Source organism: Palleniella muris (assembly GCF_004792655.1).
Classification (GTDB): domain Bacteria; phylum Bacteroidota; class Bacteroidia; order Bacteroidales; family Bacteroidaceae; genus Prevotella; species Prevotella muris_A.
The window spans coordinates 171261-188125 of sequence record NZ_SRZC01000003.1 but is presented as its reverse complement, the minus strand read 5'-3'; the positions used below and the strand labels follow the sequence as shown (position 1 = coordinate 188125).

General features: G+C 45.0%; 14 protein-coding genes and 1 pseudogene. 5 read left to right on the top strand and 10 right to left on the bottom strand.

Annotation, left to right across the window (positions count from 1 at the left end):
* Positions 1-4: 4 nt before the first annotated feature.
* The 10 genes and pseudogenes from E5358_RS02945 to E5358_RS02900 all read right to left on the bottom strand — a co-directional run bounded on the left by E5358_RS02945 (position 5) and on the right by E5358_RS02900 (position 9177).
* A complete protein-coding gene (locus tag E5358_RS02945) occupies positions 5-1003 on the bottom strand; it encodes a caspase family protein (protein WP_135938824.1) in 999 nt (332 codons plus the stop codon).
* A gap of 1325 nt (positions 1004-2328) precedes the next feature.
* Positions 2329-2931 carry an electron transport complex protein RnfA gene (locus E5358_RS02940; protein ID WP_135938823.1) on the bottom strand — a complete coding sequence of 201 codons (603 nt, stop codon included), beginning with the start codon at positions 2929-2931 and terminating at the stop codon, positions 2329-2331.
* A 2-nt stretch (positions 2932-2933) separates the two neighbouring features.
* A complete protein-coding gene (rsxE, locus tag E5358_RS02935; RefSeq protein WP_135938822.1) occupies positions 2934-3518 on the bottom strand; it encodes an electron transport complex subunit RsxE in 585 nt (194 codons plus the stop codon).
* Between the two features lie 14 nt (positions 3519-3532).
* Positions 3533-4102: an RnfABCDGE type electron transport complex subunit G gene (locus E5358_RS02930; RefSeq protein ID WP_135938821.1), complete on the bottom strand. Its 570-nt coding sequence runs from the start codon at positions 4100-4102 to the stop codon at positions 3533-3535.
* A 15-nt stretch (positions 4103-4117) separates the two neighbouring features.
* Entirely contained in the window at positions 4118-5116 is a 999-nt protein-coding gene (locus E5358_RS02925; RefSeq protein ID WP_135938820.1) for an RnfABCDGE type electron transport complex subunit D, read from the bottom strand.
* A 218-nt stretch (positions 5117-5334) separates the two neighbouring features.
* Positions 5335-6684 (bottom strand): annotated as a pseudogene (gene rsxC, locus E5358_RS02920) (electron transport complex subunit RsxC); the annotation flags it as partial.
* 18 nt (positions 6685-6702) lie between these two features.
* Positions 6703-7182: a (Fe-S)-binding protein gene (locus E5358_RS15485; protein WP_135938818.1), complete on the bottom strand. Its 480-nt coding sequence runs from the start codon at positions 7180-7182 to the stop codon at positions 6703-6705.
* Between the two features lie 38 nt (positions 7183-7220).
* Positions 7221-7670 carry a SoxR reducing system RseC family protein gene (locus E5358_RS02910; protein WP_135938817.1) on the bottom strand — a complete coding sequence of 150 codons (450 nt, stop codon included), beginning with the start codon at positions 7668-7670 and terminating at the stop codon, positions 7221-7223.
* Between the two features lie 151 nt (positions 7671-7821).
* On the bottom strand, positions 7822-8394 hold the full coding sequence (locus E5358_RS02905) for a Maf family nucleotide pyrophosphatase (protein ID WP_135938816.1): 573 nt from the start codon (positions 8392-8394) through the stop codon (positions 7822-7824).
* A gap of 255 nt (positions 8395-8649) precedes the next feature.
* Positions 8650-9177, bottom strand: coding sequence for a nitroreductase family protein (locus E5358_RS02900; protein WP_135938815.1), 528 nt, complete (start codon positions 9175-9177; stop codon positions 8650-8652).
* A gap of 154 nt (positions 9178-9331) precedes the next feature.
* Between E5358_RS02900 and mltG the strand changes: the two genes are divergently transcribed.
* The 5 genes from mltG to abc-f all read left to right on the top strand — a co-directional run bounded on the left by mltG (position 9332) and on the right by abc-f (position 16830).
* Positions 9332-10333, top strand: a complete 1002-nt coding sequence (mltG, locus tag E5358_RS02895; protein WP_135938814.1) for an endolytic transglycosylase MltG — start codon at positions 9332-9334, stop codon at positions 10331-10333.
* Positions 10334-10344: 11 nt separating this feature from the next.
* Positions 10345-12291 carry an ABC-F family ATP-binding cassette domain-containing protein gene (locus E5358_RS02890; protein ID WP_135938813.1) on the top strand — a complete coding sequence of 649 codons (1947 nt, stop codon included), beginning with the start codon at positions 10345-10347 and terminating at the stop codon, positions 12289-12291.
* Between the two features lie 80 nt (positions 12292-12371).
* Positions 12372-14408, top strand: a complete 2037-nt coding sequence (locus E5358_RS02885) for a M13 family metallopeptidase (protein WP_135938812.1) — start codon at positions 12372-12374, stop codon at positions 14406-14408.
* 12 nt (positions 14409-14420) lie between these two features.
* Positions 14421-15026 (top strand): ribosome biogenesis GTP-binding protein YihA/YsxC, encoded by a 606-nt coding sequence (gene yihA, locus E5358_RS02880; protein ID WP_135938811.1) that lies wholly within the window; start codon positions 14421-14423, stop codon positions 15024-15026.
* Positions 15019-16830 carry a ribosomal protection-like ABC-F family protein gene (abc-f, locus tag E5358_RS02875; protein WP_135938810.1) on the top strand — a complete coding sequence of 604 codons (1812 nt, stop codon included), beginning with the start codon at positions 15019-15021 and terminating at the stop codon, positions 16828-16830. The genes yihA and abc-f overlap by 8 nt, the downstream gene beginning before the upstream one ends.
* Positions 16831-16865 lie beyond the last annotated feature (35 nt).

The window sequence follows — 16865 nt, the reverse complement described above, 5'->3', positions numbered from 1 at the left end:
GTTTTTATCGTGAACGTATTTCGTGGACAGACATAATGCTTCCATTTTGTTCTACAATATTAACTTGTTCAATATATGGAGACATGGTAATGCGCATAAGAAATGTATTGGGGTCTTCATGGTCAACCACGGTTGTCATATTTCTTGCCAGAGTGCGTACCAACTGGACTGAAGAAAAATGATTTGACATGATTGAAGGGATCATGTTCAACCTACTGTCAATACTTTTTGATTTATCTAAAAGGGAATTGATGGCATCGCTTATAGAAGAATTCGTATCTCCATTTTTCTTATCTTTCTTGATGTTAGATACACCTTCACAACTAGTGTTCACCCTATAGTCAGGATGTTGATATGCTATACCATTCTCTGCATGTATTGCAATAGAACTGACGTATTCTTGAACATTTTTGCAAAGAATATTCCAGTCGGCATCAATCATTCCTTCGCCAACGCCATTCATTACTGTCCAAAAAACATGACAAAAGAAACTACCGCCATCACCTGTGTAAGAGTACTCTTTTGCTCGACTACTCGTCATCTGTACCCAACCAGTGTTGTCTATGAAAAGTTTTTTGTAATACTCATGATTCTTTTCTTTCTGAACAGTATAATTTTGTCCTTGTACATATACGCTTTTAATGGATATTTCAGAACCTTCAGAATTACAACAGCCAGTAAGAACAACCGTAAGTCTTGTTTTTTTCCTCAAAATCATATTTCTTACCAAAGTTGCAGGGATGTAATTGCTTGGACCTTCAGTTAGGCACATTTGGGGAAATGGATCATCATCATTCAATGCACGACCTCCATGACCGCTGTAATAAAATATCACAATATCTTCTGGAACCACTTGAAGCTCATCGATTGCTTTCATAACATTGGACTTTGTGCAATTTAGCCCATCATATATGGCATGACCATCAAAATCATATCCATATGTCTCTAAACTTCTGGCAATAGTCTGTATTTCGTTTAGTACGATTCTCTCCTCGGATATCATGCCTTTCTGGATATTCTTTCCTGTTGTGTTGAAGAAACCTATAAAGCTGATTTTTTTGTGCGTCAATAGACAATACTACCAGAACACACACACCTATAAGTAGTAAACATTTTTGCATCTTCATCTTTTAATTATTTTTTTGCAGTAGTACTTATTAATAAGTTCATTGCAATATCGACTAACAACTTTGGTATCTACATAGTCATAGTTGAATAAAGTCTTATTGCCAGATACCACGGTCCAAGTCATATCTGATGTTGATATAATAACACTTGCCTTAAGGCTACCTTGCTTAATAAACAGGAATTCAACACTTGGCAAATAAGGTGCTTGGACTCTTATGGAATCATGCGAATAACTTCTATAATTATTCATAAGAACATACTGTAACACTACTGTCTGTTCTTTGCTTAATCTACAAAGAAACCTATCACGAATGAAATTATCATTAATATCCTTTTCCTTGTCGACTGTATCTCTATAAGCTAAATGATAGCATTTTACGCTGTCAAGAGAAAATAGAATAGAACTTAGTCTTTCCCCAAAGTGTCTGTAGACAGATGAATCTGGCTTTAGCCACGGCTCGTATAAATCTTTCGTACTCGTTTTTGTGCCAAAACATCCAGTTACCGCACAAGATGTTGAAGCAATGATGAGTAAATTAATAAATTTTCTCATGACTAATTGATAAAGTGCCTATCAAACTCCCGAATTTAGCCCTAAAAACATTAACGATTGTTGATTTATAGGTACAAAAAAGACGTGGGAATTTGTACTCTCTGCCTATCCCAGTCTCAGGCTTCTCGCATTGCCTCCCCAAAGGATAGACAACACAGTTAGCCCACGTCATGACATATTATAATACATACAAATTCCTTATCAAAAGACAAAGAGAGGTATGGGTATAATACCTCCCACGCGGACGTTCATGTTGCCGTATCTCTTTTGGGTGTATCAAACTTTGCGAGAATTTGAGACCAAAAGATAACGTTCGTAAACGTCTTTTTTATGTGCGCTTCGCATTGGCATTCATGGCTACAACCCACGTTCAATCCCTTTGCTTCACGCAACATTTACCAATATGTTTAACCCACAAGCCCATGAGGGCTAACCGGATTTGCAGACAAAGTTATTAATTTTCTTTCAAATTTGCAAAACAAATCAATAAAATATTTTTCAAAAAGTTTAATCCGCTTATAAATTCGCCTATAATATGTAACATATATAAACAAGGAACAGGTTCCGTCTCACGACGAAACCTGCCAACAACACAAACACAAAATAGGCTCTCAGGGACAAGCCCGTCAAGCCTATTTTTATTATCTTTAGTTGAGTCCGAAAAGAACTTTCAGACCACCATCTACACCGGAGAAGCCCATAAAAGAGAGGGCAAGCAAAGATGCTGTAATAAGAGTTATGGAAACTCCTTTCACTCCCTTCGGTATATTTGCAAACTCCTGCTGCTCACGAAGTCCTGCAAAGAGAATCAGGGCAAGACCGAAGCCTAATGCTGATGCGATAGCATAGTCTATAGACATGAGGAGTGAGTAGTCCTTCTGGATTACAGAGATTGCCACACCGAGTACGGCACAGTTTGTTGTAATCAGAGGAAGGAACACGCCGAGAGCCTGATAGAGTGGAGGAGAGACTTTCTTAAGAACAATGTCCACCATCTGTACAAGAGCGGCGATTACAAGGATGAATGAAAGTGTCTGGAGATAACCAAGTCCGAATGGATTGAGTACAAACATCTGAAGACACCATGTCACCAAAGTAGCAACGAACATGACTGCGGCAACCGCTCCGGACATGCCCAATGCTGTGCTGACTTTTTGGCTGACACCAAGGAATGGGCAGATGCCGAGAAACTGTGACAGGACGATATTGTTAACGAATATCGCTGCGATAAATACCAATATATATTCCATAGTTAAGCCTTCTTGAATTTGTTAATGACTGCAATGATATAGCCCAGTGTGAGGAATGCTCCTGGAGGCAGGACGAAAATCAGAATAGAGTACTCGGAAGGAATGAGTTCAACCCCAAACACTGTACCGTTGCCAAGAAGTTCACGGCAGATACCGAGTATTGTAAGACCGATTGTAAAACCAAGTCCGATGCCTATACCGTCAAGTGCCGAGTCAAGAGCGTTGTTCTTACATGCGAAAGATTCTGCGCGACCAAGAATGATACAGTTCACCACGATAAGTGGGATAAAGAGTCCGAGGGACTTGTTTATCTCTGGAGCATAAGCCTGAAGACATAACTGCACAATGGTCACGAGTGTGGCGATTACGACAATGTACACAGGGATATGCACCATATCCGGAGTGAGTTTCTTGATGAGTGAGATTACAATGTTCGAGCATATAAGCACAACCATTGTTGCAAGTCCCATCATCATACCGTTTATGGCACTTGTGGTAGTGGCCAAGGTAGGACACATACCAAGCATCAGCACAAAGGTAGGATTCTCCTTTACGATGCCATTAATGATAATTCCAATTTTTGACATAATGTGTTCCTCCTTTATTTGTTTTCCTTAAATGTGTTGAATGCCTGCTGTACAGCGCGAAGGAAAGAACGTGATGTGATTGTTGAAGCTGTTATAGCGTCAATCTCACCGCCATCCTTTGATACTGTAAGGTTGCTCTCTGCCGGATTCATGCCAACAATGCATCCAGGCTGCTCTTTCTGGAACCAGTCTGAAGCTTTTGCGCCAAGTCCCGGAGTTTCAGCATGTTCAAGGACAGTGTAGCCAAGGATTACACCATTCTCATCAAAGCCAACAAGAACCTTAAGATTGCCACCGAAACCATTAGGGTCAGTAGACTGCACAGCAGTTCCTTTGTCAGTAGTGTAGATAACAAAAACCTGGTCTTTGCCGTCAATGTTGCGTGTGACCTCTTTTGTATCCTGTACAGTAACCTGGTCAGCAGCAAGGACAGCCTTTATGCCGTCAGCAAGAGTTTTCTCAGCCTGCTTGTCAATGGCAGGCTTTGTCGTCTGATTGACAAATGCGAGGAGACCGCCACAGATGACTGCCACAGCTACGAGGACAATCACCATATTCTGAAGATTTGATTTGAGTTTTTCCATATCTTTGCCTCCTGTTTATTTGTTAGCCGGAACCTCTCCAAAACGCTTTGGTTTGGTGTACATGTTAATGAGTGGTGTGAATGCGTTCATTATAAGGATTGCGAAAGACATTCCTTCCGGATAAGCACCCCAGTTACGTATGATAACAGTCAGTGCACCGATTGACACACCATAGATAATCTGGCCTTTCGCACACATTGGAGATGTGACATAGTCTGTCGCCATGAATATGGCACCCAGCATAAGACCACCGGCAAAAAGCACTTGGAACGGATTAGCATAAGTATTACAGTCGCAAAGCCAAAGAAGACCGGCAAGTACGAATACTGTGCCAATGATTGATACAGGAATGTGCCAAGTGATGATTTTCTTCCAAAGGAGATAGACGAGTCCGAGGAGGAGTGCCAATGCACAAATCTCACCGATTGTTCCTGCGCCGGCTGTTGCATTACCAAGGAACATGTCTGTTGCAGAAGGAAGCTGCTCCAATGCCGAAGTATCACCCTTTATCGCCTGCTTCATGAGTGCGAGAGGGGTTGCACCAGTCTCTGCGTCAAGGTAGCTTGTCATCTGTCCCTGAAGAGGCCATGATGTCATGGCAGTAGGGAAGCTGACAAGCAGGAAGCAACGTCCCACAAGTGCAGGGTTGAAAGGATTCTGCCCAAGACCGCCGAATGTCATCTTGCCCACTCCGATAGCGATGAGAGCACCAACGACAATCATCCATATAGGGAGGTTGCTCGGAAGGTTCATACCCAATAGAAGTCCGGTGAGAGCGGCAGAACCGTCGCATACTGTCATACGCTCCTGCTTCAAAATGAATTTGCTTATTGCCCATTCGAAGAACACACAGGCAATGACGCTTGTGGCACACACAATGGCGGAACCAAGCCCAAAATAGTAGAAGCTGACGAGAAGGGCAGGAACAAGTGCGATGATTACACCGTACATATTCTTGCTCACACTGTCAGTTCCGTGTGCATGCGGAGAAAATGAAACTATAAGATTTCCCATTTTTATTATTCAATTTTATAAGGGATTTAAATTGATTTGAGTGATTTCATATCAGCCGGCTTGCATCCTGCCGGTAAGTTTACAGGCTTGTTTGCCGGTTTTACTGTCGGTATTGAAGTAGGAACGAATGGTTTGTCAGCAGTAGACATAGGCTTTGCTGTTCCCTTTCCTGCCGGTGCTGGTGCACTGCCACTCTTTGCCGGCGCAGGAGCCGGTGCTGCGTTGCGTGAGCGTATGATGCCCATTACTGTAGACTTTCCGACTCGTATGTTGTCCAGGAGAGGACGATGCGAAGGACATGTGAACTGGCAAGAGCCACATTCGATACAAGATGTAATCATCTCTGCTTCAACCTTATCCCACATCTTCTTTGAAGAACAAGTTGCAAGGAGGTAAGGCTCAAGACCCATAGGACAAGCGCCTACACATTTTGCGCAGCGGATACAAGGGTCTATCTCCTTGCGCTTAGCGTCAGCATCAGTGAGGACAGTGATACAGTTCTGACCTTTTCCTACTGTAACGTCAAGCGTATTGACGGCACGTCCCATCATGGGACCACCCGCAAGAACCTTGTTGTCGCCTGCCGGCATGCCGCCACACAGGTCTATAAGCTCCTGGAACGATGTGCCCATACGCACCAAGTAGTTGGAAGGAGTCTTTATCTGCTTGCCGGTAACAGTTGTGTAACGCTCAAAGAGAGGCTTATTCTTCATGACTGCCTCATACACAGCGTAGGCTGTCGCAGCGTTCTGTACGATTGCACCCACATTGACAGGTATTGCCGGAGGTGCCGGAACCTGACGGCGTATGACAGCATCGACAAGCTGTTTCTCGCCACCCTGTGGATATTTCTTAGCAAGAGGGACAACCTCTATGTTTGTGATGTTCTTCTCCGCAATCTTCTCTGCTATGAGTTTTATTGCAGCAGGCTTGTTCTCCTCAATGCCGATATAGCCTTGATTCACTTTCGCACCCTTCATGAGGATTTTCACGCCCTCAATGAGTTCGTCCGCTTTCTCAAGCATAAGGCGGTAGTCAGAAGTGATATAAGGTTCGCACTCCACACCATTGATTATTATGCACTCTGCTGTTGCAGTAGGTGGAGGGCAAAGTTTGATGAATGTAGGGAAACAAGCACCACCCATACCCACGATACCTGCATTCTTGATGCGGTTGACAATTTCCTCTGGTGTGAGTTCCGGATGCGCTTCCAGTGTCTCAAGCTTGTCTGAACGGTCAATTGTTGGCTCCCATTCGTCACCTTCCACCTTTATATATACGGCAGGTCTGTTTGCACCTACGGCATCAACAGCCTCACCGACCTTTATCACAGTACCGGAAACAGAGCTGTGGACAGGAGCACTGACGAAGCCACCGGCTTCAGCAATCAATGTTCCCACCTTGACCTTGTCACCTTCTTTGACAACAGGTTTTGCAGGAGCTCCGATATGCTGTGTCATCAGCAATACAGCCTGCTTAGGAAGTGGAGCAGGTTTTGTAACGGCGTCATTGCTCAGTTTGTTCTCTTCCGGATGGACGCCACCAAGTCTAAAAGTACGTACTTTCATTTGCTATACCTCCTTGAATTAAATGGTTTTGAGTGATTTCACGTCTGCAGGCTTGCATCCTGCCGGCATATTCACAGGCTTGTCGCAAGGCTTCACGGTAGGAACGGCAGTAGGAACGAATGCCTTTTCCACAGGAGCAGGTTTGAAGGACTTCTTTGCTCCGCTTTCCGCTTTTGCAGCAGGCTTTTCAGCAGGTGCAGGATTAGCTGCAGCCGCACCGAGCAAATCAACAATCTTTGACATAGTGTCCTCACCTCCGACCGGACATGAAAGCCCGTCTATTGAGCCTGCATTAGACCCTTTGATGAGAGCATTTGCCAGACCGGCACAACCGGGGAAGCCGCAGCCACCGCAGTTGGCGCCAGGGAGAGCCTCGATGATGAGTGGCAATCGGGCATCCTCCTCAACAGCAAACTTCTTGGAGAGAACATAGAGCAACACCGAAGCGATGAGCGCTATGACACCCAAGACGAGTACTGGAACGATAATCTCATTCATAATGTTTGTTTATTTTGTTAGTTATTTATGTGTAGTTTTCACTTTTCTTCAATAGTGAACCGGAATTTCAACTGTATCAGGTTCTTGCAGAAATAAAGCACAATGTAGTATATTCCGAATACAGCCATTCCGCCAATAGCGGCATAACCTTGGTTGTATGGCTCTGCAACAGGGCATAGTCCGTCAGGCTCTGTCATGTTAAGGATAGAGAGAATTGCAGCGACAGCCAGCACAACCGGTATGACAAATGCTATAAGTACCGCTGTCAGACCCATTTTTCCTCCCATTACGACACAGACATTCTGACCGACATGATATTTGCCGGATTTGCGTGTCCAGACATCGATGATTTTCTCTTTGCTGTCTGCGGAATTGCAGTGACGTGTAATCTTGCAATGCAGGCATGCAGCCGTCTGGGCGATGCGCACCTGTAGGTGCTCGCCTTCAATGGAAATGATTACGCCATCATGTTTTATTTGTTCGTTCATTGTGTTCTCTTGCGTGTCGCATACAAGCGTATATGTATTAAAATATGCACATGTATGATTTAAGGCAATAATGTTGCTTGCAAAGTTATATTATTTTTTTGAATAATGAAAGAAAAATAACAGATTTTCACAATGAAAAGATGAAAACATGCTAAAAAATCTTCAATTCTTCGTAAATTCTTTGTACAGGCAGTCCCATAACATTGAAATATGAGCCTTCGAGCTTTGTCACGCCAATATAGCCTATCCATTCTTGAACGCCATAAGAACCGGCTTTGTCAAGAGGGTGGTAGTTTGATACGTAATATTCGATTTGCTCGTCTGTAAGGTTGGCAAAAGTGACATCGGTTTTCACGCTGAAATGGCGCATTTTCGCTTTTGTGCGGAGGCAGACTCCGGTGATGACATGGTGGGTTCTGCCACTGAGTTTGCGCAACATAAGGCACGCATCCTTCTCGTCTTTCGGTTTTCCCAGCACTTCGCCGTTAAGGATGACGACAGTATCGGCTGTGAGTATAATGTCCTCATCGGTGAATTCGCCGATATTTTCATCATTGAAATAGGGAATAGTCTTCTTTTGTGCTATGTATTCCGGGACAACTTCCGCTTTCATTGTACTAGGGTAAGACTCGTCGATACCCAGGATGACCCATGTCCTGAACTCCATGTCCAGTCCGCCAAGAAGCTCTTTTCGTCTTGGGGAATTACTTGCAAGGATAATCATTTGTGTGTTTAAGAATATGGTTTCTGTATGTTGTTTTATGGCTGTTGTGTATGTTTCTTTTGTATACTACGACAGGCGTCTTGAAATGCAGTGTGAGAGATGGTGTTGCGAAAGGTAACCTTTTGCATTGTCAACCGTAATCTTTTGTATGGTAAAAAGTAACCTTTTATGTGGTAAAGTGTTACCTTTTGTTTTGCAGTGTAAAGTTTTGGGTGAAATAAAGTATCACAACTCACTATATAACAGATATATAAACTAAAATTTACCGATATGAACATTCTCCCATTTTAACCTGTCTTCGTTCTGTGGCTTGCGTTCATCCGTTGCAAAACCAAATGCGAGTACACAAAGGATGTGCTGCTCCTCAGGAATGTCCAGTATGCCCCGGATGACCTCGTTGGCACTTGTACCGTCGCTAAGTCCGCGCTTGTCCATCTGTGCCCAGCATGAACCGATGCCCAATTCTTCTGCCTGGTACTGCATGCTTATTGCCGCGATAGAGCAGTCCTCTATCCAGCAGTCCGATTCGTAAGGGCTTGCCGTGACGACGATTGCGAGCGGAGCATTCTTGATAAATGTACCGCCGAGGTCTTTTGCGTCAGAAAGTTTCTCAAGGTCAGTCTTGTCCTCCACAACGATAAAATGCCATGCGCGTGTGGATTTGCTTGTTGGCGCCATAAGCCCGGCACGAAGTATCAGTCTTACGTCCTCTCCGTCAAGCGGTTTCTCTGAGAATTTGCGGTGCGAACGTCGCGTCTGCACCAGTGTTTTGAAGTCTGTCATAATCCTTATTGTTGTCGGTTGCTGTGAATTATTGTGAATTTTTTGCAAAGTTACAAATTAATGTCAATAAAGGAAGCATGAATTATGTTTTTTTTATTACCTTTGCAAAGATTTCCTGAAAAATGACATATAATATAGTACACGTTATTTGATTATGATAAAGAAATTATTGGCAGTCATCGTGTTATGCTGTGCTTTGGCCGCATTCCTGTTTTTCGCCCCGATGTCAAACGCCGAAGGCATTCGTTATGTCTATGTTGACGCAGACGATAATGCCGACTCTGTCTACGCAAAGCTGGATACGATAAGCCACGGCTATTCGCTTGCTGCTTTCAAGTGTCTGTCTTCAGTGTCAGGCTATGCAGGACATGTCCGTACCGGACGTTATGCCTTGGAGAGTGGGGTGGGTGCGTTGCAGATGCTGCGCCACATGCGCAATGGTCAGCAAGCTCCTGTCATGCTGACCGTTCCTTCAGTAAGAACCATTGACAGATTTGCCGAAGAAATGTCCAAGCGGCTGATGATGTCAGAGGAAGAACTGCTGTCCGCGCTTACCGATGAAGTGACATGCGAGAAATACGGTTTCGACACTCTGACGATACAGTGCATGTTCATCCCTAACACTTACGACATCTACTGGAATGTCCCTGTAGAGAAATTCCTTGACAGGATGAAGAAAGAATCCGACAGATTCTGGACTTCCGAGCGCAAGGCAAAGGCGAAGGAGGCGGGAATGACGCCTGTTGAGGTTATCACACTGGCAAGTATTGTCGACGAAGAGACTGCAAACGATGGCGAGAAACCCATGGTTGCCGGCATGTATGTCAACCGTTTGAAGAAAGGAATGCCGCTCCAGGCAGACCCGACAGTCAAGTATGCTTGGAAGCGTTTTGACCTGAAACGCATCTACAACAAGCTGCTTTTTATCGATTCGCCATATAACACATACCGCAATGCCGGTCTTCCACCGGGACCAATACGCATCCCTTCCGTGGCAGGCATAGACGCTGTTCTTAATCATGTCCGCCACGACTACATGTATATGTGTGCAAAAGAGGATTTCTCCGGCACCCACAATTTTGCCGTGACTTACCCTGAGCACCTTAAAAACGCTGCGAAATACACGGCAGCCCTTAATGCACGTGGCATAAAATAAATGTTTACCCTATGATTTCAATAGACAATCTTCACGTAGAATTCAGCGCACGCCCCTTGTATGACCATATCTCGTTTGTGATAAACGACAGAGACCGCATCGCCCTTGTGGGCAAGAATGGTGCGGGAAAATCTACACTCCTCAAAATAATCAGCGGCATACAGACTCCGACAAGTGGCAATGTCACGATTCCTAATGGTACTACGGTCGGCTATCTTCCGCAGGTGATGAAGATCCAGGACGACACCACTGTCCGCGATGAGACACGCAAGGCGTTTTCCGACACAATACAAATGGGCAAGAAACTCGAGGCGATGCAGCAGGAAATGGCTGAGCGCACAGACTATGAGAGCCGGGAGTACATGGACCTTGTGGAGCGTTTCACCAACCTCCATGACCGCTATATGATGCTGGGAGGGGAGCAGTACGAGGCAGAGATGGAGCGCACGCTTCAGGGACTCGGCTTCTCACGTCCTGACTTGGACAGACCGACGGCGGAGTTTTCCGGTGGCTGGCGCATGCGTATAGAGCTTGCAAAGATTCTGTTGCAGAAGCCTGACATCCTGCTGCTTGACGAGCCTACCAATCATCTTGACATAGAGTCTATACAATGGTTAGAGCAGTATCTGGCACAATCGTCATGTGCTGTTGTCCTTGTGTCCCATGACCGTGCTTTCATCAATAACGTAACAAACCGTACAATAGAGATTGTCTGCGGGCATATCGAGGACTATAAAGTAAAGTATAATGAATATGTTGTTCTCAGAAAAGAGCGCCGCGAGCAGCAGTTGCGTGCTTATGAGAACCAGCAGAAAGAGATTGCGGACACCAAGGCGTTCATCGAGCGCTTCCGTTATCAGGCAACCAAAGCAGTGCAGGTTCAGCAGCGCATCCGCCAATTGGAGAAGATTGTGCCGATAGAGGTTGATGAGGTTGACACTTCCGCCCTGCGCCTGAAGTTCCCTCCATGCCTGCGTTCCGGCGATTATCCCGTGATATGCGAAGATGTGGAGAAGACATACCAGCATCTGGTCTTTGAGAATGTCAATCTCATCATCAAACGTGGCGAGAAAGTTGCCTTTGTCGGCAGGAATGGCGAAGGAAAGTCTACGCTTGTGAAATGTATCATGGGTGAGATACCTTTTGGCGGAACACTGAAAATAGGGCATAACATCCAGATTGGATATTTTGCCCAGAACCAGGCACAGATGCTTGACGACGAGTTGACTGTGTTTGAGACGATAGACCGTGTGGCAAAGGGAGAAGTTCGTCTCCGTATCAATGATATCCTCGGGGCTTTCATGTTCGGTGGTGAAGCGTCAGAGAAGAAAGTGAAATTCCTTTCCGGTGGTGAGCGTTCTCGACTTGCCATGATTCGTCTTCTTTTGGAGCCTGTCAATTTCCTTATCCTTGATGAGCCGACCAATCATCTCGATATGCAATCAAAGGATGTGCTGAAAGAAGCAATCAAGGCTTTTGATGGCACAGTCATTGTTGTGTCCCACGACCGTGAATTCCTTGACGGACTTGTCGACAAAGTCTATGAATTCGGTGGAGGTAAGGTGCGCGAATACCTTGGCGGTATATACGATTGGATACGTTCTCATGAACAATCAAAGGCGGAAATATCACAACCGAAAGCAAAAGAAGTTGTGGAAACTCCTGTGCAGAATGACGTTGCGCAGACGGAAGAACCTTCAAAGGACGACATACTGAGCTACGCGGAGCGTAAGGAACGCAACAAGAAAATCTCCAAATTGGAAAAGTCAATCAAGGAGGTGGAGGGGAAAATAGAGACTCTTGAAAAGCGTATCAAGGAGTTGGATGCTGTACTGTGCTCGCCGGAAGGAGCAAGTGACATGGCTGTTGTCAGTGAGTACACTTCCACCAAGCAAGTGATTGACGCAGAGACGACCCGTTGGGAACAACTGTGCGAGGAACTTGAAGGATTGCGTTAATGGTAAGGCTTTTGAGGAATGTGTCTGACAAACCTATTTATATTATAGTGAACATATATCGAATTATATAAACAAAGAAAATGAATTTCAAAAACTTAATGGCGATAATGACTATCGCAGCAGCACCGGTTGTTGCCGGAGCACAAGAGTTTGGAGCCGGAATCAAGATGGAAAATCTTGATAAGACAGCTAATCCGACAGAAGATTTCTATCAGTATGCTTGCGGAGGTTGGATGAAACTCAATCCACTTCCTGCGGCTTATTCACGCTTTGGCAGCTTTGACCAGCTTGGTGAGGATAACAACAAGCGTGTTAACGCCATCCTTGACGATATGCTCAAAGGCAGTTTCAATGAGGGAACCATTGAACGTAAATTGGGTGATTTTTATAAAATGGCTTTGGACCAGAAGCGTCGCAACAAGGAAGGTGTCAAGCCGGTAATGCCAATCATCAATGACATTGAGGCAGCCAAGAGTGTCGCTGACTTGCAGGCTCTCCAGTTGAAGTACACTCCGTTCGGCTATGGTGTGCCAATGGGAATGGGCTTTGGAGCTGACGAGAAGAATGCAAAGATGAACATTCTCAATGTTTACCAGGGCGGTCTGACTCTCGGACAGAAGGAGTATTATCTTGATGACGATAAGGCTACAAGCGACATCCGTGCCGCTTACAAGCAGCATGTTGTAAACATGTTCCGGTTGTTCGGCTTTAAGCAAGCTGTAGCTCAGAAAAAAATGGAGGCTGTCCTTAAGGTTGAGACAGCATTGGCAAAGGTTTCCAAATCAAGAACTGAACTTCGTGATGTAGAAGCCAACTACAATAAGATGACTCTTAAGGAGTTCAAGGCTAAGTATCCTAATGTGAAACTTGAGGAGCTTATGAATGCCGAGGGCGCAAAGAGTGAGTATATGCAGGAACTTATTGTAGGTCAGCCGGCGTTTGTAGAGGGTGCCAATAAGGTGCTTGGCGAGATGACTGCTGATGAAATGAAGGCATATATGGAGTGGGATGTCATCCATAGCGCAGCGAACTATCTCAGTGACAAGGTGCGTCAGGAGAACTTTGATTTCTTTGGCAAGACCATGCGTGGCAGCAAGGAAGAGCACCCGCTTTGGAAGCGTGCTACCGCACAGGTGGAAAGTGTCATGGGAGAGGCTCTTGGCAAAATCTATTGTGAGCGTTATTTCCCTGCATCGTCAAAGGCAAGAATGGAGAAGCTTGTTGAGAACCTTCAGGTTTCACTTGCAGAGCGCATCCTTGCCCAGGACTGGATGAGCACAAAGACTAAGATGGCTGCTCTTGAGAAGCTAAGCAAGTTCTATGTAAAGATTGGTTATCCTAACAAATGGAAGGACATGAGTGGTCTGACAATAGACCCTTCAAAGTCATATTATGAGAATGTCAAGGCTTGCCGCGCTCACTGGAACAGTGTGGAAGTCAAGGAGAAAGCCGGTCAGCCTGTCGACAGAGATGAGTGGTTCATGACTCCTCAGACTGTAAACGCTTATTACAATCCTACAACCAATGAGATTTGTTTCCCGGCAGGAATCCTTCAGTATCCGTTCTTTGACCCGGCATCGGATGACGCATTCAACTATGGTGCTATCGGTGTTGTCATTGGTCATGAGATGACCCACGGCTTTGATGACCAGGGCTGTCATTTCGATGGTGACGGAAACATGCGTGACTGGTGGACAAAGGAGGATGCAGAGAACTTCAAGAAAATCGGCAACCAGTGTGCGGACTTTTTCTCTGAAATCAATGTGCTTCCTGATCTGAAGGCTAATGGCCGCTTTACTTTGGGTGAGAACCTGGCTGACCATGGAGGACTTATGGTAGCATTCAATGCATACAAGAACGCTACAAAGAATGCTCCGTTGAAGACCATTGATGGTCTGACACCTGAACAGCGTTTCTTTTTGGCTTATTCCGGTGTTTGGGCTGGCAACATCACAGAGAAGGAAATCCGTAATCGTACAAAGAGCGATCCTCACTCCCTTGGTCGCTGGAGAGTGAATGGTACGCTTCCGCACATCGATATGTGGTACGATGCTTTCAACGTCAAGTCTTCTGACAAGATGTACATCGCTCCTGAAAAGCGTCTGAAACTTTGGTAATAGAATATACAGATGATAATAAAGACAGCAGAATATTCAATATCTTCTCCGACTGTCGGACAATGTCCGAATGATACAAAGAACGAGTTCGCATTCATCGGTAGGAGTAATGTCGGCAAGTCCTCGCTAATCAATATGCTTTGCAGGCATCGAGGACTTGCCAAGACATCTGCTACACCGGGAAAGACATTGATGATAAACCACTTCATTATAAATAAGGAGTGGTATCTTGTGGACCTTCCAGGATATGGTTTCGCAAAACGTTCTAAAACTGTTCAGCAGAAACTTGAGCAGATGATTGCCGGATACATCCTCCAACGGCAGCAGTTGGTGTGCACTTTCGTGCTTATCGATGTCCGTCACGACCCACAACTTATAGACCGTGAGTTCATCGATTGGCTTGGAGAGTCGAACATACCTTTTGCCATAATCTTCACAAAGGCGGACAAACTCGGAATTGTCAAGGCTCGTGCAGCGGCAAGCGCATGGATGGAGAAAATGCGTGACCGCTGGGAAGAACTGCCTCCATATTTTATAACCTCGTCAGACAAAGCCATAGGCAGAGATGAGGTTCTTGACTATATTGAATCAATCAACAACGAATTGGCAAATGGCTAATCCTGTTCTTGATGTACAGAATCTGACAAAATCCTTCGGCGAGAGAGTGCTGTTCCGTAATATCAGCTTTTCTATCGCCGAAGGACAGCATGTCGGTCTTATTGCTCAGAACGGCACGGGCAAATCAACCCTTCTCTCTATGCTTATGGGCATTGAGGGATCTGATACCGGTTCTATTATTTATCGCAATGATACAAAGACCGGCTTCCTCTGCCAGACTCCGGACTTTGATCCGGAAAAATCAGTATTGGAAACTTGTACGGCAGGGCAGACAGAGCATGAACAGCATCTGAATGCAAAGCAGATTCTTACACAACTCAAAATCCGTGATTTGAATCAGCCCATGGGGCAATTGTCCGGCGGACAGCAGAAGCGTGTCGCCCTTGCAGCCGTTTTGATGACAGACCCGGATTTCCTGATATTGGATGAACCGACAAACCACCTTGACCTTGAAATGATAGAGTGGCTTGAAGGATTTCTTTCTCGTGGCAACAAGACCATTCTTATGGTCACACATGATAGATTTTTCCTTGACCGTGTATGCTCTGTGATACTTGAACTTGACGGTGGAAATCTTTATACTTACCGTGGTAATTATTCGTACTACCTTGAGAAACGTCAGGAACGTATAGACAATCAGCGTGCCGAGATTCAACGCGCAAACAATCTCTACCGCCGTGAATTGGAGTGGATGCGCCGCCAACCACAGGCACGTGGACATAAGGCACGCTATCGTGAAGAGGCTTTCTATGAATTGGAAGCTATTGCAAAGCGGCGTATGGAAGAACGCCAGATACGGTTGAAGGCATCAACGGTATATATTGGTTCAAAGATTTTCGAGTGCCAGTACATCAGCAAGTCATGGGAGCGTGAAGGCAAAGAACCGCTTGTGATTATGAAGGACTTCTACTACAATTTCACACGTTTCGAGAAAATGGGTATTGTAGGTAGTAATGGTGCCGGAAAGTCAACGTTTATCAAGATGCTCCTTGGTCTGGAAAAGCCTGACGCAGGACGCTTTGACATTGGCGAGACTGTGCGTTTCGGCTATTTCTCACAGGAAGGTTTGAAATTCCGCGATGACCAGAAGGTTATAGATGTCATCCGTGAGATAGCCGATTATATAGACTTGGGACAGGGACGCCATCTTACAGCATCACAATTCTTACTGTATTTCTTGTTTACTCCTGAACAGCAATATAATTATGTATATAAACTTTCCGGAGGAGAAAAGAGAAAACTGTATCTGTGCACGGTATTGATGAAGAATCCAAATTTCCTTGTTCTTGACGAACCTACCAATGACCTTGACATTAAGACGTTGCAGGTTCTTGAGGAATATTTACAGGATTTTCCGGGATGCGTGATAGTTGTTTCCCACGATCGTTATTTCACGGATAAAATTGTTGACCATTTGCTTGTGTTCCATGGCAATGGTGAAATACAGGATTTCCCCGGCAACTATACACAGTACCGTGAATACCAGAAGCTATTGCCGAAAGAATCTTTGTCTGTCTCTCGTTCAGACTCAGCCTCTCTGCAGACAGTCTCTAAACAAACCGGCGGTCGACGTGATGGGGGAGAAAACAGACGGCGCATGTCGTTTAAGGAAAAACGTGAGTTTGAACAATTGGAAAAAGACATAGAACAACTCACAAAAGAGAAAAAAGACATAGAAAGCGCATTATCCTCCGGAACGGCAAGTGTGGAGGAAATCACTGAAATGTCGAAAAGATTCCCGATAGTTAACGAGGAATTGGATATGAAGGAACTCCGTTGGCTTGAACTGAGTGAGCTTCTATAAAAACGAATTATTAAAATGAAAATCCGTTAACGGGT